24 protein-coding genes and 1 pseudogene are annotated in these 25169 nt (G+C 72.0%); 17 read left to right on the top strand and 8 right to left on the bottom strand.

The window, feature by feature from the left end:
* Positions 1-77: 77 nt before the first annotated feature.
* Genes ACFTZA_RS10265 through ACFTZA_RS10255 form a run of 3 tightly spaced genes read right to left on the bottom strand, consistent with a single transcriptional unit; the run spans position 78 to position 3182 of the window.
* A complete protein-coding gene (locus ACFTZA_RS10265) occupies positions 78-1970 on the bottom strand; it encodes a hypothetical protein (RefSeq protein ID WP_378193749.1) in 1893 nt (630 codons plus the stop codon).
* Positions 1967-2647: an ABC transporter ATP-binding protein gene (locus ACFTZA_RS10260; RefSeq protein WP_378193747.1), complete on the bottom strand. Its 681-nt coding sequence runs from the start codon at positions 2645-2647 to the stop codon at positions 1967-1969. Before ACFTZA_RS10260 ends, ACFTZA_RS10265 begins: the two co-directional genes overlap by 4 nt.
* Entirely contained in the window at positions 2640-3182 is a 543-nt protein-coding gene (locus ACFTZA_RS10255; RefSeq protein ID WP_378193744.1) for a PadR family transcriptional regulator, read from the bottom strand. The genes ACFTZA_RS10260 and ACFTZA_RS10255 overlap by 8 nt, the downstream gene beginning before the upstream one ends.
* Positions 3183-3560: 378 nt before the next feature.
* Here ACFTZA_RS10255 and ACFTZA_RS10250 point away from each other — a divergent pair, with 378 nt between their 5' ends.
* From ACFTZA_RS10250 to ACFTZA_RS10230, 5 genes and pseudogenes are all read left to right on the top strand, one after another.
* Complete coding sequence (locus ACFTZA_RS10250; protein ID WP_378193741.1) at positions 3561-3983, top strand: hypothetical protein; 423 nt, start codon at positions 3561-3563, stop codon at positions 3981-3983.
* A gap of 418 nt (positions 3984-4401) precedes the next feature.
* A complete protein-coding gene (locus tag ACFTZA_RS10245) occupies positions 4402-4629 on the top strand; it encodes a hypothetical protein (protein ID WP_378193738.1) in 228 nt (75 codons plus the stop codon).
* The gene (locus ACFTZA_RS10240) at positions 4622-4864 is read left to right on the top strand and encodes a hypothetical protein (RefSeq protein ID WP_378193734.1); all 243 of its coding nucleotides are present in this window, start codon (positions 4622-4624) and stop codon (positions 4862-4864) included. Before ACFTZA_RS10245 ends, ACFTZA_RS10240 begins: the two co-directional genes overlap by 8 nt.
* A 162-nt stretch (positions 4865-5026) precedes the next feature.
* Positions 5027-5230, top strand: coding sequence for a hypothetical protein (locus ACFTZA_RS10235; protein ID WP_378193731.1), 204 nt, complete (start codon positions 5027-5029; stop codon positions 5228-5230).
* 133 nt (positions 5231-5363) lie between these two features.
* Positions 5364-5798 (top strand): annotated as a pseudogene (locus tag ACFTZA_RS10230) (GNAT family N-acetyltransferase); the annotation flags it as partial.
* Positions 5799-5933: 135 nt separating this feature from the next.
* On the opposite strand, the gene ACFTZA_RS10225 reads toward ACFTZA_RS10230, so the two are convergent.
* Positions 5934-6698: an SAM-dependent methyltransferase gene (locus ACFTZA_RS10225; RefSeq protein WP_378193728.1), complete on the bottom strand. Its 765-nt coding sequence runs from the start codon at positions 6696-6698 to the stop codon at positions 5934-5936.
* 300 nt (positions 6699-6998) lie between these two features.
* Here ACFTZA_RS10225 and ACFTZA_RS10220 point away from each other — a divergent pair, with 300 nt between their 5' ends.
* Genes ACFTZA_RS10220 through ACFTZA_RS10210 form a run of 3 tightly spaced genes read left to right on the top strand, consistent with a single transcriptional unit; the run spans position 6999 to position 8955 of the window.
* Entirely contained in the window at positions 6999-7580 is a 582-nt protein-coding gene (locus ACFTZA_RS10220; RefSeq protein ID WP_378193791.1) for a SigE family RNA polymerase sigma factor, read from the top strand.
* A complete protein-coding gene (locus ACFTZA_RS10215) occupies positions 7577-8707 on the top strand; it encodes a hypothetical protein (RefSeq protein WP_378193725.1) in 1131 nt (376 codons plus the stop codon). The genes ACFTZA_RS10220 and ACFTZA_RS10215 overlap by 4 nt, the downstream gene beginning before the upstream one ends.
* Positions 8704-8955: a DUF2510 domain-containing protein gene (locus tag ACFTZA_RS10210; RefSeq protein ID WP_378193722.1), complete on the top strand. Its 252-nt coding sequence runs from the start codon at positions 8704-8706 to the stop codon at positions 8953-8955. Before ACFTZA_RS10215 ends, ACFTZA_RS10210 begins: the two co-directional genes overlap by 4 nt.
* Before the next feature lie 447 nt (positions 8956-9402).
* On the opposite strand, the gene ACFTZA_RS10205 is transcribed toward ACFTZA_RS10210, so the two are convergent.
* A complete protein-coding gene (locus ACFTZA_RS10205; protein WP_378193719.1) occupies positions 9403-10152 on the bottom strand; it encodes a helix-turn-helix domain-containing protein in 750 nt (249 codons plus the stop codon).
* A 232-nt stretch (positions 10153-10384) separates the two neighbouring features.
* On the opposite strand from ACFTZA_RS10205, the gene ACFTZA_RS10200 reads away from it, so the two are divergent.
* The 5 genes from ACFTZA_RS10200 (at position 10385) to ACFTZA_RS10180 (ending at position 14339) form a co-directional block, all read left to right on the top strand.
* Positions 10385-11044 (top strand): DUF4097 family beta strand repeat-containing protein, encoded by a 660-nt coding sequence (locus tag ACFTZA_RS10200; protein ID WP_378193717.1) that lies wholly within the window; start codon positions 10385-10387, stop codon positions 11042-11044.
* Positions 11045-11139: 95 nt separating this feature from the next.
* Positions 11140-11970: an ABC transporter ATP-binding protein gene (locus ACFTZA_RS10195; RefSeq protein WP_378193714.1), complete on the top strand. Its 831-nt coding sequence runs from the start codon at positions 11140-11142 to the stop codon at positions 11968-11970.
* Entirely contained in the window at positions 11967-12731 is a 765-nt protein-coding gene (locus tag ACFTZA_RS10190) for an ABC transporter permease (RefSeq protein WP_378193711.1), read from the top strand. The genes ACFTZA_RS10195 and ACFTZA_RS10190 overlap by 4 nt, the downstream gene beginning before the upstream one ends.
* Before the next feature lie 260 nt (positions 12732-12991).
* Positions 12992-13414 (top strand): VOC family protein, encoded by a 423-nt coding sequence (locus tag ACFTZA_RS10185; protein ID WP_378193708.1) that lies wholly within the window; start codon positions 12992-12994, stop codon positions 13412-13414.
* Positions 13386-14339, top strand: a complete 954-nt coding sequence (locus tag ACFTZA_RS10180) for an alpha/beta fold hydrolase (protein WP_378193705.1) — start codon at positions 13386-13388, stop codon at positions 14337-14339. Before ACFTZA_RS10185 ends, ACFTZA_RS10180 begins: the two co-directional genes overlap by 29 nt.
* Here ACFTZA_RS10180 and ACFTZA_RS10175 read toward each other — a convergent pair.
* Positions 14326-17937 (bottom strand): LamG-like jellyroll fold domain-containing protein, encoded by a 3612-nt coding sequence (locus ACFTZA_RS10175; RefSeq protein WP_378193702.1) that lies wholly within the window; start codon positions 17935-17937, stop codon positions 14326-14328. The genes ACFTZA_RS10180 and ACFTZA_RS10175 overlap by 14 nt on opposite strands.
* 193 nt (positions 17938-18130) lie before the next feature.
* Here ACFTZA_RS10175 and ACFTZA_RS10170 point away from each other — a divergent pair, with 193 nt between their 5' ends.
* Positions 18131-18856, top strand: a complete 726-nt coding sequence (locus ACFTZA_RS10170; RefSeq protein WP_378193700.1) for a VIT family protein — start codon at positions 18131-18133, stop codon at positions 18854-18856.
* Between the two features lie 47 nt (positions 18857-18903).
* The gene (locus tag ACFTZA_RS10165; RefSeq protein WP_378193697.1) at positions 18904-20322 is read left to right on the top strand and encodes a DNA polymerase IV; all 1419 of its coding nucleotides are present in this window, start codon (positions 18904-18906) and stop codon (positions 20320-20322) included.
* A 161-nt stretch (positions 20323-20483) separates the two neighbouring features.
* Here ACFTZA_RS10165 and ACFTZA_RS10160 read toward each other — a convergent pair whose 3' ends face one another.
* Positions 20484-20894, bottom strand: a complete 411-nt coding sequence (locus tag ACFTZA_RS10160; RefSeq protein ID WP_378193694.1) for a UBP-type zinc finger domain-containing protein — start codon at positions 20892-20894, stop codon at positions 20484-20486.
* A complete protein-coding gene (locus ACFTZA_RS10155) occupies positions 20891-21583 on the bottom strand; it encodes a hypothetical protein (protein WP_378193691.1) in 693 nt (230 codons plus the stop codon). Before ACFTZA_RS10155 ends, ACFTZA_RS10160 begins: the two co-directional genes overlap by 4 nt.
* Positions 21584-21897: 314 nt before the next feature.
* Between ACFTZA_RS10155 and ACFTZA_RS10150 the strand changes: the two genes are divergently transcribed.
* Positions 21898-22041, top strand: coding sequence for a hypothetical protein (locus tag ACFTZA_RS10150; RefSeq protein ID WP_378193688.1), 144 nt, complete (start codon positions 21898-21900; stop codon positions 22039-22041).
* Between the two features lie 164 nt (positions 22042-22205).
* Positions 22206-25145: an AAA family ATPase gene (locus tag ACFTZA_RS10145; protein WP_378193685.1), complete on the top strand. Its 2940-nt coding sequence runs from the start codon at positions 22206-22208 to the stop codon at positions 25143-25145.
* Positions 25146-25169: the final 24 nt, after the last annotated feature.

The following is a 25169-nucleotide window of genomic DNA, read 5'->3' as shown; positions in this document are numbered from 1 at the left end:
GGCCGCAGTGTCCGAGAAGCGGTCAGTTATGCGATGTCCGACAACGTTGTGGGAAGGCAACAACTAGTAGGCATCGGTCACTCGTGGCGCAGGTCGATCGCCTGAACCGCGGTGCGGGTCAGAGGCAAGGTCGCGAGGGAGATGGTCACGGCACCCGCGAGCACCGTGGCGAGCATCGCGGCGAAGACGCCCGGATCGATAGTAGCGTCGGTGGCAGCGATGTGGGCGTATGCGCTGATGCCGACCATTCCCAGGCCGCCCCCGATTCCGATGGCGATCAGCAGCGGGACGGCGTTGGCGATCCCTTGAGCTGTTCGCAGAAGCCTCGCAGGGACGCCGACGGCGACGAGCCGAGCCCGGGCGCGTCGGGTCGCGCGAGCTCGGTCGATCGTCGTCAACGTGTAGGTCAGCAGCGCCACGGTGACCGCGGCCGCTAGGACGCCCCACACGGTGGTCCGCGTCGAGACCACCCGTCGGTAGTCCCACATCTCCGGGAAGGACGACCACGCCTCGTGCTGGTCGGCGATGGCGTCGATCGCGGCTCGGGTCGCTGCGCCGTCCGCTGGGTCGACTTCGACCTCGAGCGACGTCGCCGGAAGACCCCATGTCTCTGCCACGGCGGCCGGGATAAAGACCTGGGCGTCTGGCGGCCACACGACTCGCTGCACGCTGGCTGCGACGTCGTGGGAGATCTCGCCGGGAAGGGCGACGGTGAACGTCTCCTCAGAGTCGCCGATCCGCAGGTCGAGCGCATCGACGCGAGTACCCGTCATCATCGAGTGACCCGAGTCGTTCGTCCGCTGAATCCACGCCGCCTCGTCCTCCCGACACCCCGTGGCCTGCATCGCGCGTGTGAGCTGGGCGCACGTGCCGATGAAGACCTGAGGGCAGTTCGGGCTGTCACCCTCCATGCAGGATGCGGCCCAGACCGGGTAGAGGGGACGCACGTCGAGCACGCCCGGCGTCGCGGCGAGTTCGCGCGCCAGCGCCGGATCGATCGCACCCTCGGCGCCGTCCGGCCCGACCGCGACGTGCTGAGGCCCTTCCTCTACCGCGCGAACGGCGTACTGCAGGTGGGGCGAGGACTGGAAGACACCGAGATATCCAGCGGCAGCGAAGACCACGAAGACCGTGACGCCGAGAGCGGTCACCCGGCGCCCTGCCGGCGCAGGTTGGGCCTGGATCTCTCGTCCGGCCATCAGCGTGGACATAGTGCCCGCGCGGGCCAGCAGCGTCGATACCCACGACGACACCAGCGGCGTCACGAGCGCGACGGCCAACCCTGACGCGGTCAGCCCAAGGATCAACACGACAGCTGTGCGAGCCGTGACATGCTCCGGCGGCGTCTGGAACATCGCGAGGAAGCAGCCAAGAGCCACGGGGACGGGCGCCAGGCGCCACAAGCTCGGCCGCTGACGCGGCGCTTCGGACACTGCGGCCCGTGGGGACCCGAGGCGAATCAGCGGAGTGAGCGCGAGGACGACGGACACGCCCACGGCAGCGATCGCGACGACGGCGAGCCGAGCCCCGCCGACGATCGGCTCCTGAAGTACGGAGGCGAGGCGATCGGTGAGGACCGGGCGCACCACGAGGAAGCCCGCGATACCGACGAGCGCACCAGCCGCAGCGGGAAGAAGGTTCTCGACGGCGGCGACGACAGCCAGGCGCGCTCGTCCGACTCCGAGCAGGTGCAAGGAACCGATCCGGCGGTCCCGCACAGACGACGAGAGCCGCCCGACGGCGAGAAGCAGCGCGGCGACCGGCGCGATGACCAGGGCGAGCAGTGTGGTGAGCACGCCGCGCTGCGGGTCCACCTCGTCGGGCGCGACGATCGGGTAGAGGGCGTCCGGCAGCGCCCACGCCAGGCCAAGGAGTGTCACGGCCACCGCCGTCCCCAGGGCAAGCGAGACCACTCGGAAGACGCCGCCGGCACGCACGAGACGCGCGCCGAGCACCACGAGCGCGGTCATCCGAGCGCTGCCGGGGTGCGCAGCGCACCATCACGCATCTGCACGTCGCGCTCGGCCCACGCAGCGACACTCATCTCGTGCGTCACCAGCAGCACTGCGGCACCCGTCTCCTTCGACGCGCCTACCAGCGCCTCGAGCACCTGCTCTCCCGCAACCGTGTCGAGCGCACCCGTCGGTTCGTCAGCCAGGACGACGGCCGGCTCGTGGACCAACGCGCGCGCTACCGCGGCGCGCTGGGACTGACCGCCGGAGACCTCGTGCAGGCGCCGATCACCCAGCTCGGCGATCCCGAGCAGATCGAGCAGGTCGGTCGCGCGTCGACGAGCCTTCGTTCGCGCCGTGCCCAGGAGGCGCAACGGCAGCTCGACGTTCTCCGCCACAGTCAGCTCAGGGACCAGGTCACCAAACTGGAACACGAACCCCAGGTCGCGCAGCCGTGCCCGGGCGCGCGCGTGCTCGCCCAACGTGTCGATGCGCGCCCCCCGCAACCAGACCTCACCGCCGCTCGGGCGCAGAAGGCCGGCAAGGACGTGCAGCAACGTGGACTTGCCCGAGCCGGATGGCCCCATGAGCGCCACCACCTCCCCGGCAGCGATGTCGAAGCTCACGCCCTTGAGCACCTGCTCGGCGCCGTAGGAGTGCTCCAGCTGACGCCCGCAGAGCACGACGTCACTCATCGCGCGCCCCGACCGTCGACGCGACCTCCGCGCGCAGGTCCGTCAACCGGGCACCGGCGAGCTCGATCCAACTCATGTCCGCCTCGAGGTGCGCGATCTCGAAGTCGGCCGCGAGACGGTCGATCGCATCCCCCGCGTTCCGCGTCGCCGTGAGCTGCCGCATCCGGGACAGGTACACAACGCGCTGCGCGTCCAGGATCGCCTCGACTGGCCGGCCACTGGCCAGAGCGAGGATCACTCGCGTGAACAGCTCGGCAGGCCGCCCTCCCGGGAGGAATGGCTCCTGCAACCACCGGTCGAGCTCAGCCACCCCGGACTCGGTGATCGCGTACACCTTGCGATCGGCCCCCTCCCCCGGCTCGATCCCGACCCCGTCGGCCAGCCCGTCCCGTTCCAATCGCGCGAGAGTCGAGTACACCTGCCCGTACCGCAGCTCGCTCGCCTGCCCGAGTAGGCCGTCGTACCGGCGCTTGAGCGCGAACCCGTGCGCCGGCGCACCATCCAGGAGAGCCAGCAAGGCCATCGGAACCGTCATGCCAGGAGTGAACCACGAGTGCACACTCGGTGTATACCCCGAGTGTGCACCGGTCGACGTTGCAATACCCCCCCGTTTGTCAGGCGCCGCACAACCTTCTTCTGCGACGCCTGACAAACGGTCGTTCGTGCGGTGTCCGACAATCTCGATCGAACTGCCGATGGTCGCCGCACGGGTGATCACGGCACGCTACGGTCGGCCGCATGCGACAGCTATTGAGCCAGCGGGCGCTCTCGCATTCAAATGCAAGTCGTACCACTTGACTGGCAGGGGTGCGTGCTCGGTAGGTGCGGGTGTTTAGTCCAGGACTCGCCACGGAGCACGGCCGCGGGCTGGGTGGCCATGACAGGATGCCTGAGCATGAGGCGACGAGGTTCCATGTCAGCGGCCACGCTCGGTGCCGTGTTGCTGGTGGCCACGGGCTGCGGGAGCAGTGTTCCGGCCGGACCGGAGGCCTGCGATACACCCAAGCTCATGTGGTCGGAAGACGCAGCGTCGCCGGGCGAGGTCGTGACTCTGCTCGGCTCCTCGATGATGACCGGGTGTAGCGGAGCGGCATCCGACGGCGCCGAGCCACAACCGTTGCGCATCACCGCAGCCGAGCTCTTTGTCGACCGCGAGGCCATGCCAGCACCCACGGTTGCCGAAGGGATCACCGCGAACGACGTGGGCGTTCTCGAGATGCAGCTAGCTGTACCCGACGGCGTTCCTGCGGGCTCTGCCCTGACGGTCGAGCTCACCGAGAGCGAGGGCGCGGTGATTCGTTCCGACGAACTCGTGATCGAAAGAGCAGGCACTTAGGCCCGCATATGAGTCTTGATCATTGCTGCCGCAGACCCGCGACACGACGCTCCGCGGCCGCGAGATGGCCGACCATGCCCTTCTCCAGCGCGCTCATCGACGCACCGGTCTACTTGTGCGACCCCGCAGCCCGTGGCAACGCGGCCCGAACGAGAACACCACCCGCCTCCTGCGCCAGTACCTCCCACGCCGCTCCAACCTCGCCGCGACGACCGACGACGGCTTCGTACGCATCCAGAAGCTGCTCAACCAGCGACCGCGTCGCGTCCTGGACTCGGCAGGCGTCACCCGACGAGCTGTTCCGGACGGCATCGCGACGACCCAGACTCAAGCCGGCCGGATCGGGAAGGCTGCACCCGGGCGCGCACCCCTTGCACCCCTGCTCGCGTCACGAGGATGATGCCGCCAGACTCGAAGAGTGATCCCACCGGAACAGTCCCGGACGCACTGGATTGCATGGCTGGGACTTCTCCTCGGCGGCGCCGGTCTCGTCGTCGACGTGCTCACCGACGGAAGTACCTGGCGGTGGTACGCCGGCCTAGCCGCCGGTTTGGGTATCGGTGCCTGGATTGATCACCGGATCGCGCGCCGGCGCGCGACACCACACCCGTCTGAACCGATCGAGGCGAGCAGCGTCGATGACTGAGCCGACGAGACACCAGCGCTGGATGGCCCGGCACAAGACAGCGCTACGTATCGGCACGCTCTGCGTCGCCGTCGTCGCCTGCGTGGCCGCGACATGGGTGACCCTTCGTGAGTCGGCCTGGTGGGTCTGGCTCGTCGCCGTCGGCGCCGTGCTCAACGTGATGTCGACGTGGAGTGCGACGGGCGAGGCCGAACGCGCCATGGCCAGCTCTCGCCACTCGCCCGAGGTCAGTTGACCCACATCGGAACTCGTCAGTCTCGAGGCAGAGCGCCATCCCTTCGCGTGGGACTCCAAGATCCTGGCATTGAGCTGCGCCAGTTCCTTCGCGAGCACTTGGTTCACGCGGCTCGTACCGTGGCTTTCGATCGGCAACGGCCGCCCCGGTAGGCACAGTGCCGTGCTCGTCTACGTCGATCCGATCGCACGAGAGCGGTTTGTCGAGCGCATGCGCCACCTCGACGGCACGTGGATCTCCAACGAGAGCGCAGCAGCGCTGGCCTCCACTGACTCTCTGGCGCTTGACGGCCGGGCCGTCCTGACCGTCGACGGCACACCCGTAGCACGGACCCATCCGCATGGCCGAACCATCGGACGGCTGTAGTCGCCGAGAGTCGTTCGGCCTTGCGTCCCTCCTCTTGCGCGAGCATGTCGCCGTGGCTCGGCAGATGACCTTGAGGAAGTTGCGACCGGAAGACGCTCGGGTTCTTGCGCAGTGGTAGACGGACCCGCGGTTCGCGGCTCATGCTGGGTGGCGCCCGACGTCCGAGGCCGCCGAGGGCGAGGGCTGGTGGCGCGGCAGTATCGCGAATCCTGACCCGCGTCTACTGCGCCTGGCGGTCACCGAATCGGGAGCGGTCGGCGGTTACGTCGACCTGTACGGTGACGGGCCAGATCAACGGGAGCTGGGCTACGTCATCTGCCCGTCCTCCCGATGGGGCCACGGCCTGGCGACAGCCGCGGCAAGAGCAGCCGTCGACCACGGCTTCCGCGAACTCCAACTGCGCCGCATCTGGGCCGAAGCCATAGCAGCAAGTCGTGCTTCAGTCCGCGTCTTGGAGAAGGCCGGCCTCCGCGCGATCGGCCCTGGCGAGGGCGAGTCGTTCCTGGGCATGGACTCTCACTACGAGAGGTTCGAGATCCTTCGCGCGGACGTTCACATCGACCCCTGACGGCCGCCGAGAGGGATCGGTTCCGGCGCCCGTGGCATCGACCGTCGGGAGTGGGGTCCGAGCCCAGCCGGTGGCGCGGCACGGTTCGGTCTGGGCGCGTCGGACGTCGGGTTCCCGCCACCGGGAGACAGGTCGTCAGGAACTCGTGACGGCCGCCCGGCCCGGGTGCAGGACCAGCGAGACGAACCCGAGACCGCCTCGGTACCCCCGGAGCCAGCCGTCGCGGTGCTTCTCGACCTCGGAGAGCACCTCACGCGCGTCAGGCTGGTCCGGGTTCTCGACCGCCCAGCGAGCGGGTGCCCCCGTCCACGCCCACTCGTAGTCGTCCCACTCCTCCTGCGTGCTGACGTGCCCGTGCAGCGTCGCCCACCCGTGCCGCGTCACGAGGTCGACGGTGCCGGGCAGGTCGAGGTACTCGTCCGCCGAGAGACCGCCGAGGCCGTCGAGGACGGCCGCTGTCGGAGGCGCAGGCCAGAAGCAGTCACCGAGCAGGAGCAGACCGTCGGCGGCGAGGTGGCCGCGCGCGGCCTCGAGCGTGGGCCCGAGGCCCCCGAACGCGTACGCCGCGCCCACGCTGAGCACCGCGTCGAACGGAGCCTCGCTCACGTACTCCCGGACGTCGCCCTGGACCAGGGTCAGCCGGTCCGCCACGCCCGCGGCAGCGGCCTTGGCCAGCGTCTCCTCGAACCCGACGTCGGACGTGTCCACCCCCACCGCGGTGAGGCCGGGTTCTCGGCCCAGCGCCCGCAGCAGCCACGTGCCGTCACCGCACCCGAGGTCGAGGACGCTCCGTCGGCCGCCCGTCGTCCAGTCAAGCAGGGCCTCGACACGGGCGTCGCTCAGCGGCGACGCGATCGGGTGCTCCGAGTGCGCCAGACGCACTAGCGTGGATCGTTCCACCCCCCGGACCCTATGCGAGGACCAACGGTCGGGGTACGGATCTCTCCCACAAGGGCGTGGCCGAAGATCACCGGCACGATCTGTCAGACAACACGCGTTTTTCAGACGTCGCGAAACCCGGTTCTGCGACGCCTGACAAACGGTCGGTTCTGCCTAGTCAACAACTTGGTCATGCTCTGGTAACTCCGAGGCATAGGGGTGGTTCTCGCGACATCGATCCGGCGGCTCTTGGACTTCCATGCCGTGGGGTGGAACCGGATGGTCCGGCGCTGCGTGTTGGGGGTATGAGGGTGTGGCGTGATGGTCGGCGTTGAGGTGGACGTCGAGGGGGAATGGCAGGCGGAGAGTGCCGTCGTCGAGGTGGTCGTCTCTGGACGGTCGCGCGATGGGGAGTTCGTCGCCTTCGTGTCTGAACACGGTGCGACGCTGCGACGGATCGCGACACTCCTCAGCGGAGACCCCCACCGCGCGGAGGAACTGCTGCAGGCGACGCTCGAGCGGACCTATCGCGCGTGGGATCGCGCCCGCGACGGCGACCCGCTGGCTTACGCCCGGCGGATCCTGGCGAACCTGCGCATCGACTCTTGGCGTCGCACGCGCCGCGAACTGCTGTTGAACGCGGATCAGATGCCCGACCGCGGTCAGGACGACAGGAGCAGCGACGTCGTGCTTCGCGACGAGCTCACGCGAGCTCTGCGATCCCTGCCCGTCAAGCAGCGGCGCGTGGTGGTGCTGCGCCATCTGCTCGACATGTCCGAGGCAGAGGTCGCTGCCGAACTTGGCATCCCCCGTGGGACGGTGAAGTCCGCCGGAGCGCGCGGGCTCGCCGGGCTGCGCCAGGCACTCATGGACCCCGCCGACCGAACGGAGACCACGCGGTGAGCGACGACTTTCCAGCACGCCTGCGAGAACTGGTCGACGACGCGTTGCCCTTGGCGCCGATCGATCCCGACGTCGCCCTCGGCGTCGTCCGACGGCGCACCCGCCGGACCCGCGCACGACGCACGGCGGCCTCCTTGGCCGTGGCCGCCGTCGCCGTTGCGGGCGGGCTGACGATCCCCGGCTTCATGACCGATAACTCGTCGCTCGTTGTCGCCGCCCCCACGAGCGTTGAACTGGCTCCGGGCATCAGGGCAGCCACTTCGATGGTGGCCTTCAAACGCGACGGCGGCGGGTCGGTCTACGACACCGGGATGTCCGCTTGGGATACGGACGCTCGCTTCCTGTTCACCACAGACGATCACCTCATCACAGGGGTGTACGTCGGCGGGGACGACGACATCGAGCAACTGCGCACCAACGAGGTCGAGGCTCGTGCCGAGCCGCCTACTTCTGCCTGGTCGCCGGACGCGTCCGTTCCGTCGGCAGATGCCGACGAGGTCGAGGCCATGCCGGGCCCATTGGGGACGACGCTCATCGTGCTCTCCTCCCCCGACGACTCATGGAGCCTGACCCTGGGCACCGGTTCGACAGAGTGGGCCTCGTCCGACAGGTCGACGCATCTCGTCGCCCGCGACCTGTTCACCGGTCCAGACGGAGCCCAGGTCTCGAGCGTGGTGCTGCCGGCAAACGTCTTCACACCGGCAGCGGACCCGGTGGACACCACGTTCTTCGCCGTCGTCGCGCACGACACGCGCGGAACGGTTCCATCCTTCGCCGGCGTTTTGAGTCAGACCGTCGAGAGCAGCAGCGGAATGGTCTACGAATGGGGCGCAACCACCTGCTCCGGTGAGGAGTGCACTACTGCGGTGACTTGGAGTCCGACGGCTGGCACCGCGACCGAGGAACGAGCACTCGACGCGACCACGACCGCGGTCCAAGAACGGCTCAAGGACCTCTCGGCCGACCCGGAGGTCTGGCAGCGTGGATGCGTCGAGATCCGCACACAGGCGGACGAGGAGCGGCACGTCGTCCGCACACAGTTCGACCGCGAGACTCAGTGCCGGTTCGATGCAGCACTCCGCTCGATGGACCTTGCTATCGAGCACTCGAACGAAGCGCCCTCATGAGCACCGCACCAGCAGGTTGGTATGCCGACGCCCAGCGCGACGGTCACGAGCGGTGGTTCGACGGCAGAAGCTGGACCGAGGAGCGACGTCCAGTCGGCATGCAGCAGACGAACACACCTGCCGGGAGGCTCGGGTGGCTACCAGCCGCCACAGCCTTCGTCGCATTACTCGTCGTCCTGTGCGGCGGGGCGCTCGTGCTCGCTGGCGCAGCTATCGACACGGTCGACAGCGTCGTCTCATCGGAGTAGGTGACCGCGGGAGCAGGCGTCATGGACGTCGCAGACCCTTCTTTCGCGACGCCTGACAAACGGTCGCTCCTGCGATGCCCGAGAGATTTGTTGGAAGTCAACGGAGGAGTGGGCCGAGATGTGTATGGCGTATGCCGGCCCAGGCGAGGGTTCGATCGCCGCCCGCCTATGAGGGCGGGGGGTCGGCGTTGTTTCTCGCGGCGTTGCCCTCCCGGCGGCGAAGCGCGCCGATGAGCGCGCACCGGGGTGAGCAGCAATGGGGCAGATCCCCATGACGAGCAACAGCACGCCGAGCACCCCCCTTGGCCGGAGCGCGACCACCAGCGCGGTGATCACCAGGGATACCGTCGTCGCTCGCGCCGCAGCGCTGGACCTCGCCGTCCGGCGCCCGACCGTCAGGGAAACAGCCCGGCTGGCCGGGCTCATCCCGTTCGCGGCGCGCACGGCTCAGGAGCGGGTGTCGCCCTCCCCCGGCGCAGCGCCGGTGGCAGCGGTTGGCGGGGTGAGGAGCTCGCGCGCCTGCTCGGCGGCGCGTGCGATGCTCTCGCCGACGAAGTCGAGGAAGCGCGCCATGTTCTCGAGCCGGGCGCCGGCCGGGGAGTCCGTGCCGAGCAGACGGACGCCCTGCCGCGCGGTCTCGGCCATCCGGGTGTTGTTCTGCGCGGCGGCGATCATCGACTGGAACCAGACGTCGCCGTCGGCGACGTAGCGCTCGCGCCGACCCTCGCCGCGCTCGCGCAGGACGAGACCGTGGCTCTCCAGGACGGGGATCGCCTTGGAGATCGACGCAGGGCTCACCTCAAGGAGCTCGACGAGCTCGGCAGCGGAGAGGCTGCCCGCGTCGGCCGTGTAGAGACACGCGAGCACGCCCGACGCGACGCGTGGCAGGCCCTGCTGCATGAACAGCGCGGTGAAGGTCTCCCGGTACTCGCGGACGGCTTCCCCGCGCGCGTCGGACCGCGTGGCCGTCGCCGTGCCGGGGACCTCCGTGGGCCTGCGACGGCGGGCTCGCCGCTCGGTGGCGTGCTGCGCCAGGTCCGGGCGGTAGGCGGTCGGGCCTCCGTTGCGCAGCACCTCGCGCGTGACCGTCGAGGTCGGACGGTCCAACCGGCGGGCGATCTCCGCGTACGGGATGTCGTCGGCCAGACCGAGCGCGATCTGCTGGCGTTCCTGCTTGGTGAGCCTGCCTCCCGGCATGGTGCTCCTCCTCCGTGTCACCGACCGGTCGAGAGTAGCGTTCAGCGACATCCGTTGCAACGCACAGGCTCGGCGGTGTTGCGTTGTGCACGTACTCGTTGCAACAGTTTCTGCGATTTGACGTGCGCTAACACCTGTTCATCGCAAAATATGCGTTGCCACGGTGCTGAACGCTCCGTAGCGTTTCCGTTGTCGGAAAGATCACGGAACACCAGCTCAGGAGCCGATCACCATGCACACCTTCGCCACCCCCACCACCATCTCCCTCTCGGTCGACGTCCCGGTGGGCCGGATCCAGGTCATCGCCGCCGACCGGACCGACACGACGGTCGAGGTCCGGCCGTCGAACCCCTCGTCGGGCCGCGACGCGAAGGCCGTCGAGCGCACCACGGTCGAGCTTCACGACGGCGCGCTGCGCGTCGCGACGCCGACGGTCACCGAGCTGTTCGGGCCGTCGGGCAGCATCGAGGTGACGGTCCAGCTGCCCGCCGGTTCTCGCGTCGAGGTCACGGGCTGCGGCGAGCTGCGCGGCGTCGGCCGCCTCGGCGACGTCGTTGCGACGGACTCCTACGGCGCGATCAAGCTCGACGAGGCCGCGAGCGTCCGGCTCGCGACCCAGGCCGGCGACGTGTCGGTGGGCCGCCTCGCCGGGGCCGGCGAGATCAGCACCGCCAAGGGTGACATCCGCGTCGAGGAGGCCGTGAGCGGCGCGCTCGTGCTGAGCACCCAGATGGGCGACGTCTCGGTGGCCGCCGCCGCCGGGGTCTCGGCCTCGCTGGACGCCGGGACGAGCCTCGGCCGGGTCAGCAACGCCCTGCGGAACGACGGCGCCGCCGAGCTCGAGATCCGCGCCACGACCTCGTACGGCGACATCACGGCACGCAGCCTCTGAACCGTGCGTCGCCCCGAGAGGTCGGGGCGCCGGACGAGGGCCAGGGCCACCACCACAGTCTTGACAGCAGCACGACCAGGAACGGAGTACCAGACATGAGCACGGAACAGCTCCTCGACCCGGCGGTCCGGGTGCGGGGTATCGAGAAGTCGTTCGGGGAGCTGCGCGTGCTGCGCGGGGTGGACCTGGACGTGGCCGCGGGCAGCATCTTCGCGCTGCTGGGGTCGAACGGGGCGGGCAAGACCACGCTGGTGCGGATCTTGTCGACGCTGCTCACGGCCGACGCGGGCACAGCCACGGTCCACGGGTTCGACGTCACCGCGCAGGCCGGTCAGGTCCGGGAGTCGATCAGTCTGACGGGGCAGTTCGCCGCGGTCGACGAGGTCCTCACCGGCAGGGAGAACCTGATCCTGGTCGCCACGCTGCGCCACCTGAAGAACCCCGGTGCCGTGGCGGACGACCTGCTGGCCCGGTTCTCCCTGACCGACGCTGGCACCCGCCGGGCAGGGACGTACTCGGGCGGGATGCGCCGCCGCCTGGACATCGCGATGAGCCTGGTCGGCGACCCGCCGATCATCTTCCTCGACGAGCCCACGACCGGTCTGGACCCGCAGGCGCGCATCGAGGTCTGGGACACCGTCAAGGACCTCGCCCGCCGCGGCACGACCGTGCTGCTGACCACGCAGTACCTCGACGAGGCCGAGCAGCTCGCGGACCGCATCGCGATCCTGCACCGCGGCACCGTCATCCAGAACGGCACCCTGGCCGAGCTCAAGGCGCTCCTGCCGCCCGCCCAGGTCGAGTACGTCGAGAAGCAGCCGTCCCTGGAGGACGTGTTCCTCACCCTCGTCGGCGAGACCGGCGAGGACCCCACGACCCCGACCACCGCCGAGGGCTCCCAGCCCGCCGGAGAGGAGCTCCGATGACCACCCACGTCCTGGCCGACACCCGCGTCCTGACCGGCCGGTCGCTGACCCACGTCCTGCGCTCACCAGACACGATCATCACGACCGCGGTCACCCCGATCGCGCTCATGCTGCTCTTCGTCTACGTCCTGGGCGGCGCGATCGACACCGGCACCGACGAGTCCTACATCGACTACATGCTGCCCGGCATCCTGCTCATCACCATCGCCTCCGGCATCGCCTACACCGCCTACCGCCTCTTCCTCGACATGCAGGGCGGCATCGTCGAACGCTTCCAGTCCATGCCCATCGCCCGCTCCAGCATCCTGTGGGCACACGTCCTGACGTCACTCGTGGCGAACATGGTCTCCGTGACGATCGTCATCGCCGTCGCACTCCTCATGGGCTTCCGCACCAGCGCCTCGCTCGGCGCCTGGGCAGCCGTCGCGGGCATCCTCATCCTGTTCACGCTCGCCCTGACGTGGCTCGCCGTCATCGCCGGGCTCTCCGCCAAGACCGTCGACGGCGCCAGCGCGTTCTCCTACCCCCTCATCTTCCTGCCGTTCATCAGCTCCGCATTCGTGCCGACCGACACCATGCCCGGACCGGTCGCGTGGTTCGCCGAGAATCAACCCGTCACCGCCATCGTCGACACCCTCCGCGCCCTGTTCGCCGACCGGCCCGTCGGCACCGACATCTGGGTCGCCCTCGCCTGGCTCCTCGGCATCCTCGCCCTCGCCTACGCCCTCGCGATCGCCGCTGACAAGCGCAAGCTGCGCTGAGCACCACCCACCCCGACGGACGCCCGTCACCTCGCCCAGGTGACGGGCGTTCGTCGCGCGCGAACCCGGGATCGAGCCGTGCCTGCTCACTTCACCACCCCGATAGACCTCGATGAGGCAGGGTGTCGATCCGCCCCGCCCGGACCTCGCCGGTCGCACGTGTCGCTCTTGCCCGCCGGCCGCACGACGCGCACGATGAGTCCGTGGCACGACGGCGGTCCACCCGTCGTCAGCACCGTCCGGAGCGAGGGAGCCCGACCATGACCGTGCAGCTCAGCCCGTACCTCACCTTCGGCGGCAACGCCCGGGAGGCCATCGAGTTCTACGGCGCCGTGTTCGGGGCCGAGCCCGACGTCGACACCTACGCCTCCGTGGGCCCGGTCGACGACCCGTCCCAGGCGGACAAGGTGATGCACTCGCAGGTCGATGTTCCGGGCGTCGGTGCCGTCATGGCCTCCGACGTGCCGCCGGGCATGCCCGTCTCCGTCAACCCGTCGATCGCCCTGTCCGGCGGCCCGGACGAGAGCGAACGGCTGCACGGCTGGTTCGCCGCGCTGTCCGACGGCGGCACGAACGCCATGCCGATCGAGACCGCGCCGTGGGGCGACGAGTTCGGCATGGTGACCGACCGGTTCGGCGTCGTCTGGATGGTCAATGTCGCCGGGTCTGCGTCGGAGTCCTGACCGGTCCCGGCACCGGGAGCGCGACGCCGGCGGCGTCGCGTGGGACGAGCGCGAGGTCGACGTCGCGGGCCACCCGGTGTTCGTCCGCGCCGGGCCGGAGGTACCCGGCAGCGTGCCGATGGTGCACGTGCACGGCTTCGCGATCTCCGGCGCGTGCATGCTCCCCACGGCCGCGCGCCTCGCGCACCGCGCCACGACGTACGTGCCCGACCTGCCCGGCTACGGGCGCAGCCCGGCGTGGGGCGCGGCGCTCGGCATCCCGAACCTCGCGTTCGCGCTCCTCGGGGTGCTCGACGCGCTCGGGCTCGACCGCGTCGTGCTCGTCGGGAACTCGATGGGCGGGCCGGTGAGCCTCGAGGTCGCGCACCAGGCGCCCGACCGGGTCGCCGCCCTGGTGCTCGCCTCCCCGGCGGGCGGTGTGCACAACCAGCCGTTCGCGCGGGCGGTGGCGCAGCTCGCGCGCGACGCGGTGCGCGAGAGCCCGGCCATGGCCCGCACCGCCGTCCCGGACTACCTGCGCTTCGGTCCGGTCGCGACGCTGCACCTGTTCAGCGAGCTCACGCGGTTCCCGTCGCTCGAGCGGATGCTGCGCACGCCCGTCCCGACGCTCGCCGTCGTCGGCACGCGCGACCCGCTGATGCCGCCGCCCGCACGCGTGCGCGAGGTGGGGCGGCTCACGCCGGAGCACGTCGACGTCGTGGTCATCGAGGGCGCGGCGCACGCCATGAACTTCAGCCACCCCGGCGAGCTCGCCCACGTCATCTCGTCCTGGCTGGACGGCGAGAAGATCGTCGACGATCCCGACTCGCCCGGCGTCGCCCGCGTGCTGCACCTGCGGCGCCCCGAGGCGGGGCCCTGGTCGGATCGGCCGGACCGGCCGGACCAGGGCCCCACCCCGCGGGACGCGACCGTCAGCCGCAGGTGAGCGCGTCGTACGACGCGTCGACCTCGGTGGTGACCGTCTCGCCGTCGACCTCGCCCGTCGCGGTGACGGTCGCCGAGCCGGCCTCGACCGACCCGGACCGGACCGCGAACGACTGGTACGCGTTCGCGCCCGGCTGCACGTCGGCCACGGTCTTGGAGCCGAACGGCGTGTCGAGCGTGACGTCGAGCGCCACGTCGCCGTCGTTCGTCGCCCGGACCGCGACGTAGGCCGTGCCGGCGAGGCAGCGGGCCTGCGCCGTCGCCGTCACGTCGAGCTCCGGCTCCTCGCCGTCGTCGCCCGCGTGGACCGCGGCGACCTCGTCGGCCGACAGCGCACGGTCGAAGACGCGCACGTCGTCGATCACGCCCGGCCAGTAGTCGACCGGGTTGCCGCTCCACTGGCCGCGTCCGATCGTCAGCGGACCGGAGGCGCTGACGCCGCCGCACACGCTGGCCTCGCCCACCTGCTCGCCGTTGAGGAAGAGCGTGATGGTCTGCGCGTCCGCGTCACGGACGCCGACCACGTGGTACCAGTCGCCGAGCACCGGCTCGACGACGTGCTCCGCGCGCGGACCGCCCTCGTACGAGAAGGCGAACCGGCCGCCGCCGCCGTACTGGAGGTAGAACGCGCTCGAGCCCGTGGCCGAGTCCTGCCCGACGATCGTCGACCAGTTGCCCGGGATGCGGTCGAGCTGCACCCACGCCGAGACCGTGTACGAGCCGGTCGTGTCGAGCACCGGTCCCTCGGTCTCGAACGCCTGGTCCTCACCGTTCAGGCGGATCGCCGAGCCCGCGTCGCCGTGGCCGGCCACCCAGGCGCCCGTGCCCGACGCCGGGTGGTCGCCCACCGAGTCCGCGGCGGTGCCGCCCTCGCCCTCGTCGAACGACCAGCGCCCGACGCCGGTGAGCCCGGGCGTGCCCGGGTCGGCCGGCTCGACGCCCTGGCGGGCCGCGGCGATGACGCGCTCGTTGACGTCCTTCACGCGCGCCGCGTCCATCTTCAGGACCTTGCGGTCGTACGTGTAGAAGCCGTTGAGCTCGTTCTCGACGTCGGAGATCTCCGTGTACACCGAGCCCGAGAGGTAGCACTGCGCGGGGCGCACGAGCTTCTCGGTGTTCTGCACGTACGCGTCGGTGAGCGCCTCGGAGTCCGCGACGCCGCCGTACGGGTTCGCCGACACGCCCGGCCACATGTGGCCCGGCACGCTGAGCGAGAAGCCGCCGTGCTCGCCGTCGATCGACGCGCGCGTGGCGTCCGGCTGCGGCGTCGCCGGCCCGGTGTACATGTGGTGGTCGATGATGTCGCCGGTCCCCGAGTCGCCCTTCGACGCGCAGCAGTTGTAGCCCGAGTGCGTGTTGAGGATGCGGCTCGGGTCGTACGCGTCGATCTCGTTGCCGATGCGCGTGGTCTCGGCGAGGTCCCACTCGCCCCAGCCCTCGTTGAAGGTCACCCAGCCGACGATCGACGGCACGGACCGGTGCTCGTCGATGATCTCCTTCATCTCGGACTCCCAGAAGTCGCGGGACTCGGGATCGGTGTCGCCGTTCGCGAACCAGCCGCTCGGGATGTCCTGCCACACCATCACGCCGAGACGGTCGGTGTGGTAGTAGAACCGCGCCGGCTCGACCTTGATGTGCTTGCGCAGCGTGTTGAACCCGAGGTCCTTGTGCGCCTGGATGTCGAACACGTACGCCTCGTCCGAGGCGGGCGTGTAGATGCCGTCCGGCCAGTAGCCCTGGTCGAGCGTCGACATGAGGTAGGTGAGCTCGCCGTTGAGGAGGATGCGGTTGACGCCGTTCACCTCGTCGACCTCGATCGAGCGCATGCCCGCGTAGGACTGGACGGTGTCCGTGGTGTCCCCGTCGGTGAGGGTCACGTCGACGTCGTACAGGTACGGGTCGTCCGGCGACCACAGGAGCGCGTCCGGGATCTCGACGACGAGCTGCTCGTTCGCCGCGCCCGTCGCGGTACCGACCTCGGCGCCGTCGGCGTCGCGGACCACCGCGGTCACGGTCGCGCCGTCCGACGCGCTCGCGGACTGCGCGGTGACGGCGAGGATGCCGGCCTCGATGTCGGGCGTGCTGACGACGGCGTCGATCGCGGCGGCCGGCACGGGCTCCATCCACACCGTCTGCCAGATGCCCGACGTCGGGGTGTAGAAGATGCCGCCCGGGTTGAGCGTCTGCTTGCCGACGGCCTGGTTGCTGCCGTCGGTCGTGTCGACGACGCGCACCACGAGCTCCTGCTCGGTGCCCGCGACGAGCGCGTCGGTCACGTCGAGCGAGAACGCGTCGTAGCCGCCGCGGTGCGAGCCCACCTCGGTGCCGTTGAGGTAGACGGTCGCCTCGTAGTCGACGGCACCGAAGTTCAGGCGCAGCCGGTTCGTGCCGTCGCCGCCCACCGACCAGTCCTCGGGGACCGAGATCGTGCGGCGGTACACCATGTCGTCCTCGCGGCGCTCGATGCCCGACAGCGCGGACTCCACGGCGTAGGGGACCACGATCTCCTCGGCGAGCTCCTCGCCGGAGGCCGGGACCCAGTCGTCGCCCGCGTCCTCGGGAGCGGCCTCGAACTGCCAGACCCCGTTGAGGTTCTGCCACGCGTCGCGCGTCATCTGCGGGCGCGGGTACTCGGGCAGCGGGTTCTCGGGGTCGAAGTCGTCCGCCCACGGCGTGGCGAGGCGGTACTCCGAGCCGTTCTCGACCGGGAGGTTCAGCGATCCGACGGGCTCGCCGCCGACGGTGAGGTCGCCCTCGCCGTCGTACGTGAGGCGGACCGACGACGCGCGGTCGACCGGTGCGCCGATCGTCACGCCGAGGACGTCGCCCTTCGCGGCCACCTCCGCGACGGGCCACGAGAGCGCGTCGACCTGGACCTTGAGGTGCTCGGCGAGGGTCTCGTCGACCCCGCCGACGGTGTCCGCGAACGTCACGTTGAGGCTCGTGCCGTCGCTCTCGAGCGCGGCCGCGGCGGGGAAGACGACGAAGTCGTCGGGGTAGGCGAAGGCGTCGGTCGGCACGATCTCACGGTCCTGCGACGGGCTCTGCCACCGCAACCGGAGGTTCGAGCCGCCCGTGTTCTGGAACAGCTCCATGCGGAACTCGTACGCCTGCCCGGCCTCGAGCTGGACGGGGGCGGACGTCTGCTCGACGTCCCAGTCGTCGACCCAGTGGTCGATGACGAGCTGGTCGTCGATCCACAGGCGGAAGCCGTTGTCGCCGATCGCGGAGAACGTGTACGCCTCGCTGAACTCGGGCGTGATGGTCCCCGTCCAGCGCGCCGCGGTGCGCTCGCCGCGCCCCGTGAGCTCTTGGAACATCGGCACGAGGTTCGGGAACTCGATCCGCTCGTCCGGGATGGTGGCGCGCAGGTCCTCCAGCGGCCAGGACGGCCCGCCGGACAGGAAGTACTCCCCCTTGAGCCCGTGCTGGAGCTCCGGCTCGGCGGCGGCGGGCTCGTCCGCCGGGGCCTGCGGGAGCGCGCCGGCCGTCGTCGCCGAGACGGCGGCGAGCGGGACGGTGAGCGCGGCGGCGAGGGCGGCTGCCAGCAGTCTCTGCCGCCGCCCCCGTCGCGGTGATATCGCTGTCATGCGATGCATTGCGTGGTCCTCCTCGTCGAGTGATCACTGTGCGAGCGGCACGCCGGGGACCGCCGTGGTCCGATGTCCCGGTCGTCGTCGGCCGGGACGCGAGCACCGCTCCCCAGAATCAAACATCTTCCACCACAGATGCACAACACCTGATCGCTCCGACTTCCACGCGGCGCGCTTGGCGGCGCCCTACCGTGTGCGCATGAGCGACGCCACGCACCCGGTTCCCCACCCCGGCGAGCCGCACCCGGCGAACGGCACCGGGTCACGCCTCAACCGGCTGCGCGCCGGGGTGCTCGGCGCGAACGACGGGATCGTCTCGACGGCCGGCGTCGTCGTGGGCGTCGCCGCGACGAGCACGTCGATCCCCGTCGTCGCCACGGCGGGCGGCGCGGCGCTGCTCGCCGGGGCCCTGTCCATGGCCGCGGGCGAGTACGTGTCCGTGAGCACGCAGCGCGACACCGAGCGGGCGCTGCTCGCGACCGAGCGGCGCGAGCTCGCGGAGATGCCCGAGGCCGAGCTCGACGAGCTGACCGACATCTACGCGGCGAAGGGGCTCACGCCCGAGCTCGCGCGCGAGGTCGCGGTCCAGCTCACGCGCCGCGACGCGCTCGCCGCGCACGCCGACGCCGAGCTGCACCTCGACCCCGACGCGCTGACGAGCCCGTGGGAGGCGGCCGTCGCCTCCGTCGTGTCGTTCACCGTCGGCGGGCTGCTGCCGATGGCCGCGGTCCTCCTCGCCCCCGCGGGACTGCGCATCCCCCTGACGTTCGTCGCCGTCGTGCTCGCCCTCGTCCTCACCGGTTGGGGCTCGGCGCGGCTGGGGAGCGCCCCCACGCGACGGGCGACCGTCCGCACGGTCCTCGGCGGCGCGATCGCGATGGGCGTCACGTACGCCATCGGGTCGCTGCTCGACGTCGACGTGTAGCCGGCGCCCGGCCCGCGCGTGTCGGCCCCGCGGGGCACAGTGGTGCGGTGAGCCTCGACCGCGTGCCGCGCGCCCCGGTGCTGCGCGCCCGGGCGACGGTCGCGCACCTCGACGCCGACGCGTTCTTCGCGAGCGTCGAGCAGCACCAGCGCCCGTCCCTGCGGGGCCGTCCCGTGCTCGTCGGGGGCGTCGGCCCGCGGGGCGTCGTCGCGACGGCGTCCTACGAGGCGCGCGCCCACGGCGCGCGCTCGGCAATGCCCATGGAGCTCGCGCGACGGCTGTGCCCGCCGTCCACCGCGGTGCTCGTGCCGCGGTTCGCGGCGTACGCCGCGTACTCCGCGCGCATCATGGCCGCGCTGCACGAGGTCACGGACCTCGTCGAGCAGGTGAGCATCGACGAGGCGTTCGCCGACCTCGACGCCGCCGCGGTTCCCGGCACCGACCTGGAGGCCCTCGCGCGCGGCGTCCGGGAGCGGGCACGCGAGCTGAGCGGCCTGCCCGTCTCGCTCGGCATGGGCCGGTCGAAGCTCGTCGCGAAGCTCGCGTCGGAGGACGCCAAACCCGGCGGCGTGCGCGTGGTGGCGCCGGACGACGAGGACGACTTCCTCCTCGCGATGCCCGTGCGGGCGCTGTGGGGCGTGGGGCCGGTGTCCGCCGCGCGCCTCGACGAGCTGGGGGTGCGCACGGTCGCCGACCTGCGCCGCCAGCCGCTCGACACCCTGCTCATGGTCGCGGGCGAGGCCGGTGGCACGAACCTCTTCCGGATCGCTCGCGGCTGGGACGACCGCCCGGTGACCACGGTGCGCGAGCGCAAGTCCGCGGGCGCCGAGCACACGTTCGACACGGACCTGCACGGGCGGGCCGCGATCGCCCGGGCACTCGACCGGGTGGTCGACTCCGCGCTCGCCCGGCTCGAGAGCCACGGGACCGCCGCACGGACCGTGGTGGTGAAGGTGCGCCTCGCGTCGTTCACGACCCTGACGCGCTCGGTGACGCTGGCGCGACCGACGTCGGACGAGGGCGCGCTGCGGGACGCGGCCCACCGGGCGCTCGTGCTCGCCGACGTCACCGAGCCCGTGCGGCTCCTCGGCACGTCGTTCCACGGCCTGTCCGAGCACTCCCAGCTCATGCTGCCGCTCGACGAGGAGGCCTCGCGCACCGAGAGCGCGGTGGTGACGGCCGAGCCGGTCCCCGACGCGCCGGTCGGCACCGGGCCGCGGCGTGCGTCGGCGCGCGACGTCGCACCCGGGCTCGACGTGGAGACCGCGGCCCACGGCCGCGGCTGGGTGGTGCGCGTGGGCGACGACGGTCGCGTCGCGGTGCGGTTCGAGACCCTGCGCACCGGGCCGGGCCACCAGCGCTGGGTGGACCCCGAGGCCGAGGAGCTCCTCCTCGTCCCGCCGCTCGGGCCGGACGGCGAGGTGGTGCGCGGCGCGCAGGACGGGGACGAGCCGCCGGGGACATGAAGAGGCGCCCTCGTCCGCAGGGGGGTGGACGAGGGCGCCGACGGCGATGCAGGGGCTCACCGTGTGCCTCAAGCGTAGGTGGCACCTGGACGACCGTCCAGGTGGGCGGCGGGTGAACTCGCGCGGCGCCGCCGGGCACCGCGAGAGCACCGGTCGCCGGGTCAGGCGTGGATGAGCTCGCGCCAGTTCGACGGCATGCGGTCGACAGGCCCCGGCGACTCCTGCTCGGGCGGTCGGGAGAGCGGCGCCGCGAGGTGCGGGCCCTCGAGCACCTGTTCCGTCTCGTAGTCCCAGAACCAGTCCTCGCCCGGCTCGAACGACCGGACGAGCCGGTGGCCCGTCGCCTCGTAGTGCCGTGTCGCGTGCTGCTCGGGCGAGGTGTCGCAGCACCCGACGTGCCCGCACGACGCGCACCGGCGCAGGTGCACCCACCAGCCGCCCGCGGCGTCGCACTCCGCGCAGACGTTCCCGCTCGGGCGGACGTGGGGACGCACGGCCGACTGCAGCGCCGCCGCGAGGGCGGGGTCGTCGAGCCCGTCGCCGTTGACGTTCGGAGCCCGGTCGGCCGTCATCTGGCGCCCGCGCCCGCGGCTCTCACGACAGCCGTCCAGACCTCGGGCTCGAGCTCCGGTGCCGGCGCGGCGTCGGACCAGGCACGGCAGTCGTCGATGGTCGCCGTGAGCACGTCCCGCAGCCGCTCGTCCGGGTTGGCCACGCACGCCTCCGCGATGCCCTGGACGGCCGCGGAGATGATGCTGGGCGCGGCGTCGCGCACGAACCTGCTGGGGCGCAGCCGGGCGCCCTCGCAGAACCGCTGCGCCCAGCGCGCCGTGCGCGGGCAGGTGGCGAGCGCGTCCGCCGACTCGGCGCTCAGCGTGCCGGCCGGTCGCTCGTCGAGGACGTCGAGCATGCGCTCCGCGCCGATGATCGCGACCGCGAGCGTCTGCTGACGCTCCGCCGGCGAGATCGGCAGCGCGGTCTGCGCCGCCCGGAGCGCGATGCGCACGTCCCAGTGCGGGTCGTCGCTCGTCAGCCCGATGACGGACGGGATGAGCGGCGCGAGCTTCGGTCGCTCCGGGTCCACCGTCAGGTCGTTCACCGCGCGGGCCAGCATGGCGAGCAGCGGGTGGGTGCACCGGGGATGGTCGCTCCAGCGCTCCCCCGCGAGATACGACGCGAGCTCCATGAAGCACGCACCCTTCTTCGGGTTGCGGTGCTTGCCACGGCCCAGCATCGGCAGCATGTCGTAGGTGTCGGTCACGAGGTCACCCCCAGGTCGCCCCACACGGCGGGTCCGGTCACTCACAGTCTGCGCCGGGGCCCCGCCGTTGGCAACGGGAACGTGACCTGGACCACAGATTGGTCGCGCACGACGTCGCGAGGCGGCTCGACCGGCCGCTCCGGGGCGCCCGGGGCGCGCGTCTGAGGTACCTCAGACACCTCGGACGGCGAGGGCGCGCCCCGTCTGAGGACCCCTCGCCCGAGATCCTGCCCGGTCGACCGATCCCCGCCCGGTGGGCTCAGGACGATCGTGGCCGTCAGGCAGGCACGGAGCCTGCGGAACAGGGGACCACCATGAGCATGCAGTTCGGCCCGGCCTTCGAGGCCGAGCTCTCCTACCGCCAGCAGCGGCTGCGCGAGGACTACCAGCGCGACGAGCCGGTGCTGCTGCACTGGCTGCGCAGCCGTCGGCACCGGTCGCACGGCACGGCCCGGTGACCGGCACGTCGGTCGGCACCGACCGACCGGCCGGCACCGACCCGGGACGGACCCAGCCCCCGCACCCTCACGCCGCCGGCGGTGGATCGTCCACCGCCGGCGGCGTCGTCGTCCTCGCACCCGCCCCTGGTCCGGTGTCGGTGCGCGCTGGGAGGATGTCGTCCGTGCCCCGACCTTCCGCGCGCACGCCGTTCGTGGCCCGCGGTGCCGAGCTCGACCAGCTCGCCGCCGCCCTGGACCGCGCCCGACGGGGCGAGCCCGGCGTCGTCCTCGTCGGCGCCGACGCCGGCGTGGGCAAGACGCGCCTGCTGACCCGGGCGGCCGAGGCAGCCGCCGGCCAGGGCGCGGCGGTCGTCTGGAGCCACTGCGTCGACCTGGGCGAGGTCGGCCTGCCGTACCTGCCCTTCACCGAGGCGCTCACGACGCTGCGCGCCGCGCACGAGGCCGTGGACGCGACGGTCGCCGCCCGCCCGGCCCTCGCACGCCTGCTCGACGCGACGCTCCCCGCGGACGACGAGCAGAGCCAGGGCGAGCGCCTCCAGCTGTTCGAGTCGATCGCGGCGGCGCTCGCCGCCTCCGGCTCGGCGGACGCGCCCCTCGTGCTCGTCGTCGAGGACCTGCACTGGGCGGACCCGTCGAGCCGTGACGTGCTGCGCTTCGTCGTCGCCCGCCTGCGCACCGAGCACGTGCTCGTCGTCGCGAGCTACCGTACGGACGACCTGCACCGGCGCCACCCCCTGCGCCCCGTCCTGGCCGAGCTCCGCCGGCACCCGCGCGTCGAGCACGTCGACCTGCAGCCGTTCACCGCCGCGGAGCTGCGCGACTTCACGACGGCGGTCGCGGGCGGGCGGCTCGCGGAGGCGGCGTTCGAGTCGGTCCGCACGCGCTCCGAGGGCAACGCGTACTTCGCCGAGGAGCTCGTCGAGGCGGGGCCGGACGGCGAGCTGCCCTGGTCGCTCGCGGACGTCCTGCGCGCCCGTCTGGAGACCCTCGACCCCGCCGTCCAGCACCTCGTGCGCGCCGCGTCCGTCTCCGGCCGCCAGGTCTCCGAGCCGCTGCTGCGCGCCGTCCTCGCGGAGGACGCGGCGTTCGACGACGACCCGGGCGCGTTCGACCGGGCGCTGCGCGAGGCCATCGCCCACCACGTCCTCGGGATCGAGGGGGACCCGGCGGCCGGCGGCCGCGACACCGTCGTGTTCCGGCACGCGCTGCTCGCCGAGGCGGTCGCGTCCGACCTGCTGCCCGGGGAGCGCGTGACCGTGCACCGCACCTACCTCGGCGCGCTCGAGCGCGACCGCACCCTCGGCTCGCCCGCGCTGCGTGCCCACCACGCGCTCGCCGCGCACGACCTGCCCGCCGCCCTCACCGCGTCCCGCGCCGCCGCACGCAAGGCCGCGCGCGTGCTGGCGCCCGCGGAGGAGCTGCGCCACCTCGAGCAGGTCCTCTCGCTGTGGGAGGCCGTGCCGGACGCCGCGGGGCTGCTCGGCGAGGACCGCGTCGACGTCGCCCTTGCCGCCGCGGGGGCCGCGAGCCGCGCCGGCAACCCGGACCGCGCCGTCGCGCTGGCCCGCAGGGTCGTCGACGCCACCGCGGACGACCCGCTGCGCCAGGCCTCGCTGCGCCACGTGCTGTCCCGGTACCTGCTCGGCACCGAACGCGTCGAGGAGGTGCTCGCGCACACGGAGGCCGCGCTGGCCATCCTGCCCACCGACCCGCCGTCGCTCGACCGCGCCTGGACGCTCGCGATGCGGGCGCGCGCCGCGCTCAACGCCGACCAGGACGAGCTCGCGGAGGAGGTCGCGGCGCAGGCGCTCGCCGAGGCGCACCGCGTCGACGCGCCCGACGTCGAGGCCGACGTGCTGACGACCATGGCGGTCCTCGAGATCGAGGACGACGACCGGGCCGCCACGCTCCTCGCCCAGGCCCGCGAGCGCGCCGTCGACGCGGGCGACATCCTCACCGAGCTGCGGTGCTGGTTCAACCTCGGGTCGAACCGCTACTACGCCGGCCGGCTCGACGAGGCGCTGCGCATCACGCACGACGGTCTCGACCGCGCCCGCGCCACCGGGCTGGGCTGGAGCATCTACGGCGTCGAGCTGCGCCTGTTCGTCGACCTCGTGCGGTACGTGCTCGGCGACCTGACGCCCACGCCCGCGTCGGGCGAGACGGTCCCGGAGGGCTCGGCGCCCACGCTGTCGTGCGTGCAGCTCTACGCCGCCGTCGCGCGCGGCGACGCGGACGCCGTGGAGCGCGGCACCGCCCTGCGCCGCGACTGGTTCCGGGACGGGCAGATCGCGCTGATCTCCGGCGGCTGCTCCATCGACGCCCTCACCTGGGCCGGCCGGTACGAGGAGGCCGTCGACCTCGCCGTCGAGCTCGTCGAGCACCTCGGGCGCACCTGGAGCGACTACTTCCTGGGACGCATCTGGATCTCCTCCCTCGCGCTGGCGGCTCTGGCCGACGCGGCGGACGGTGCGCGCCTGCAGGGCGCCGCCGGCTCGCCCGCGCTCGCCGATCTCGTCGAGCGCGGGCACGTGCTGCTCGACGCCGCGCGCACCACCGCGGAGCGCGGACGGCCCCGGGGCGGCCGGCTCGGACCGGAGGGCATCGCCTGGCTCGAGCGCGCCGCCGCCGAGCACTCGCGGCTGACCGGCGAGAACGACCCCGCCCTGTGGGAGCGCACCACGCGCGCGTTCGACTACGGCTACCGGTACGAGACGGCACGCTCACGGTTCCGCTGGGCCGAGGCGCTGTGCGCGGCCGGTGACCGCACCGCCGCGGAGGTCGAGGCCGCGCAGGCGCTCGAGGAGGCCGAGGAGATGGGGGCGGTACCGCTCGTCGAGGCCGTGCGCGCGCTCGCCCGCCGTGCACGGCTCGACCTCCCCGGGCTGCGCCGCCCGACGACGGCGGTCCTCACCGAGCGGGAGGAGGAGGTGCTGCTCCTGGTCGCGCAGGGCCTGTCGAACCGGCAGATCGGCGAGCGCCTGTACATCTCCGCGAAGACGGTCAGCGTCCACGTGTCCAACGTCCTCGCCAAGCTCGGCGCCTCGGGCCGCGCGGAGGCGGTGTCCCTCGCGCACCAGCGGGGGCTGCTGGAGGTCTGAGAGGCTCGCGCCCCGTCCCGCGGC

This window comes from Cellulosimicrobium sp. NPDC057127, from assembly GCF_042670945.1.
Lineage (GTDB): Bacteria > Actinomycetota > Actinomycetes > Actinomycetales > Cellulomonadaceae > Cellulosimicrobium.
This window is presented reverse-complemented; position numbering and strand designations above follow the sequence as displayed.

What these genes read in the sequence shown, in the direction of transcription:
- ACFTZA_RS10220 (WP_378193791.1), top strand. Translation starts at nt 6,999, where the DNA reads ATGGTCGGCGTTGAGGTGGACGTCGAGGGGGAATGGCAGGCGGAGAGT.
- ACFTZA_RS10195 (WP_378193714.1), top strand. Translation starts at nt 11,140, where the DNA reads ATGAGCACGGAACAGCTCCTCGACCCGGCGGTCCGGGTGCGGGGTATC.
- ACFTZA_RS10260 (WP_378193747.1), bottom strand. Translation starts at nt 2,647, where the DNA reads ATGAGTGACGTCGTGCTCTGCGGGCGTCAGCTGGAGCACTCCTACGGC.
- ACFTZA_RS10180 (WP_378193705.1), top strand. Translation starts at nt 13,386, where the DNA reads ATGTCGCCGGGTCTGCGTCGGAGTCCTGACCGGTCCCGGCACCGGGAG.
- ACFTZA_RS10250 (WP_378193741.1), top strand. Translation starts at nt 3,561, where the DNA reads ATGTCAGCGGCCACGCTCGGTGCCGTGTTGCTGGTGGCCACGGGCTGC.
- ACFTZA_RS10265 (WP_378193749.1), bottom strand. Translation starts at nt 1,970, where the DNA reads ATGACCGCGCTCGTGGTGCTCGGCGCGCGTCTCGTGCGTGCCGGCGGC.
- ACFTZA_RS10150 (WP_378193688.1), top strand. Translation starts at nt 21,898, where the DNA reads ATGAGCATGCAGTTCGGCCCGGCCTTCGAGGCCGAGCTCTCCTACCGC.
- ACFTZA_RS10255 (WP_378193744.1), bottom strand. Translation starts at nt 3,182, where the DNA reads ATGACGGTTCCGATGGCCTTGCTGGCTCTCCTGGATGGTGCGCCGGCG.
- ACFTZA_RS10185 (WP_378193708.1), top strand. Translation starts at nt 12,992, where the DNA reads ATGACCGTGCAGCTCAGCCCGTACCTCACCTTCGGCGGCAACGCCCGG.
- ACFTZA_RS10175 (WP_378193702.1), bottom strand. Translation starts at nt 17,937, where the DNA reads ATGCATCGCATGACAGCGATATCACCGCGACGGGGGCGGCGGCAGAGA.
- ACFTZA_RS10160 (WP_378193694.1), bottom strand. Translation starts at nt 20,894, where the DNA reads ATGACGGCCGACCGGGCTCCGAACGTCAACGGCGACGGGCTCGACGAC.
- ACFTZA_RS10205 (WP_378193719.1), bottom strand. Translation starts at nt 10,152, where the DNA reads ATGCCGGGAGGCAGGCTCACCAAGCAGGAACGCCAGCAGATCGCGCTC.
- ACFTZA_RS10210 (WP_378193722.1), top strand. Translation starts at nt 8,704, where the DNA reads ATGAGCACCGCACCAGCAGGTTGGTATGCCGACGCCCAGCGCGACGGT.
- ACFTZA_RS10170 (WP_378193700.1), top strand. Translation starts at nt 18,131, where the DNA reads ATGAGCGACGCCACGCACCCGGTTCCCCACCCCGGCGAGCCGCACCCG.
- ACFTZA_RS10190 (WP_378193711.1), top strand. Translation starts at nt 11,967, where the DNA reads ATGACCACCCACGTCCTGGCCGACACCCGCGTCCTGACCGGCCGGTCG.
- ACFTZA_RS10200 (WP_378193717.1), top strand. Translation starts at nt 10,385, where the DNA reads ATGCACACCTTCGCCACCCCCACCACCATCTCCCTCTCGGTCGACGTC.
- ACFTZA_RS10240 (WP_378193734.1), top strand. Translation starts at nt 4,622, where the DNA reads ATGACTGAGCCGACGAGACACCAGCGCTGGATGGCCCGGCACAAGACA.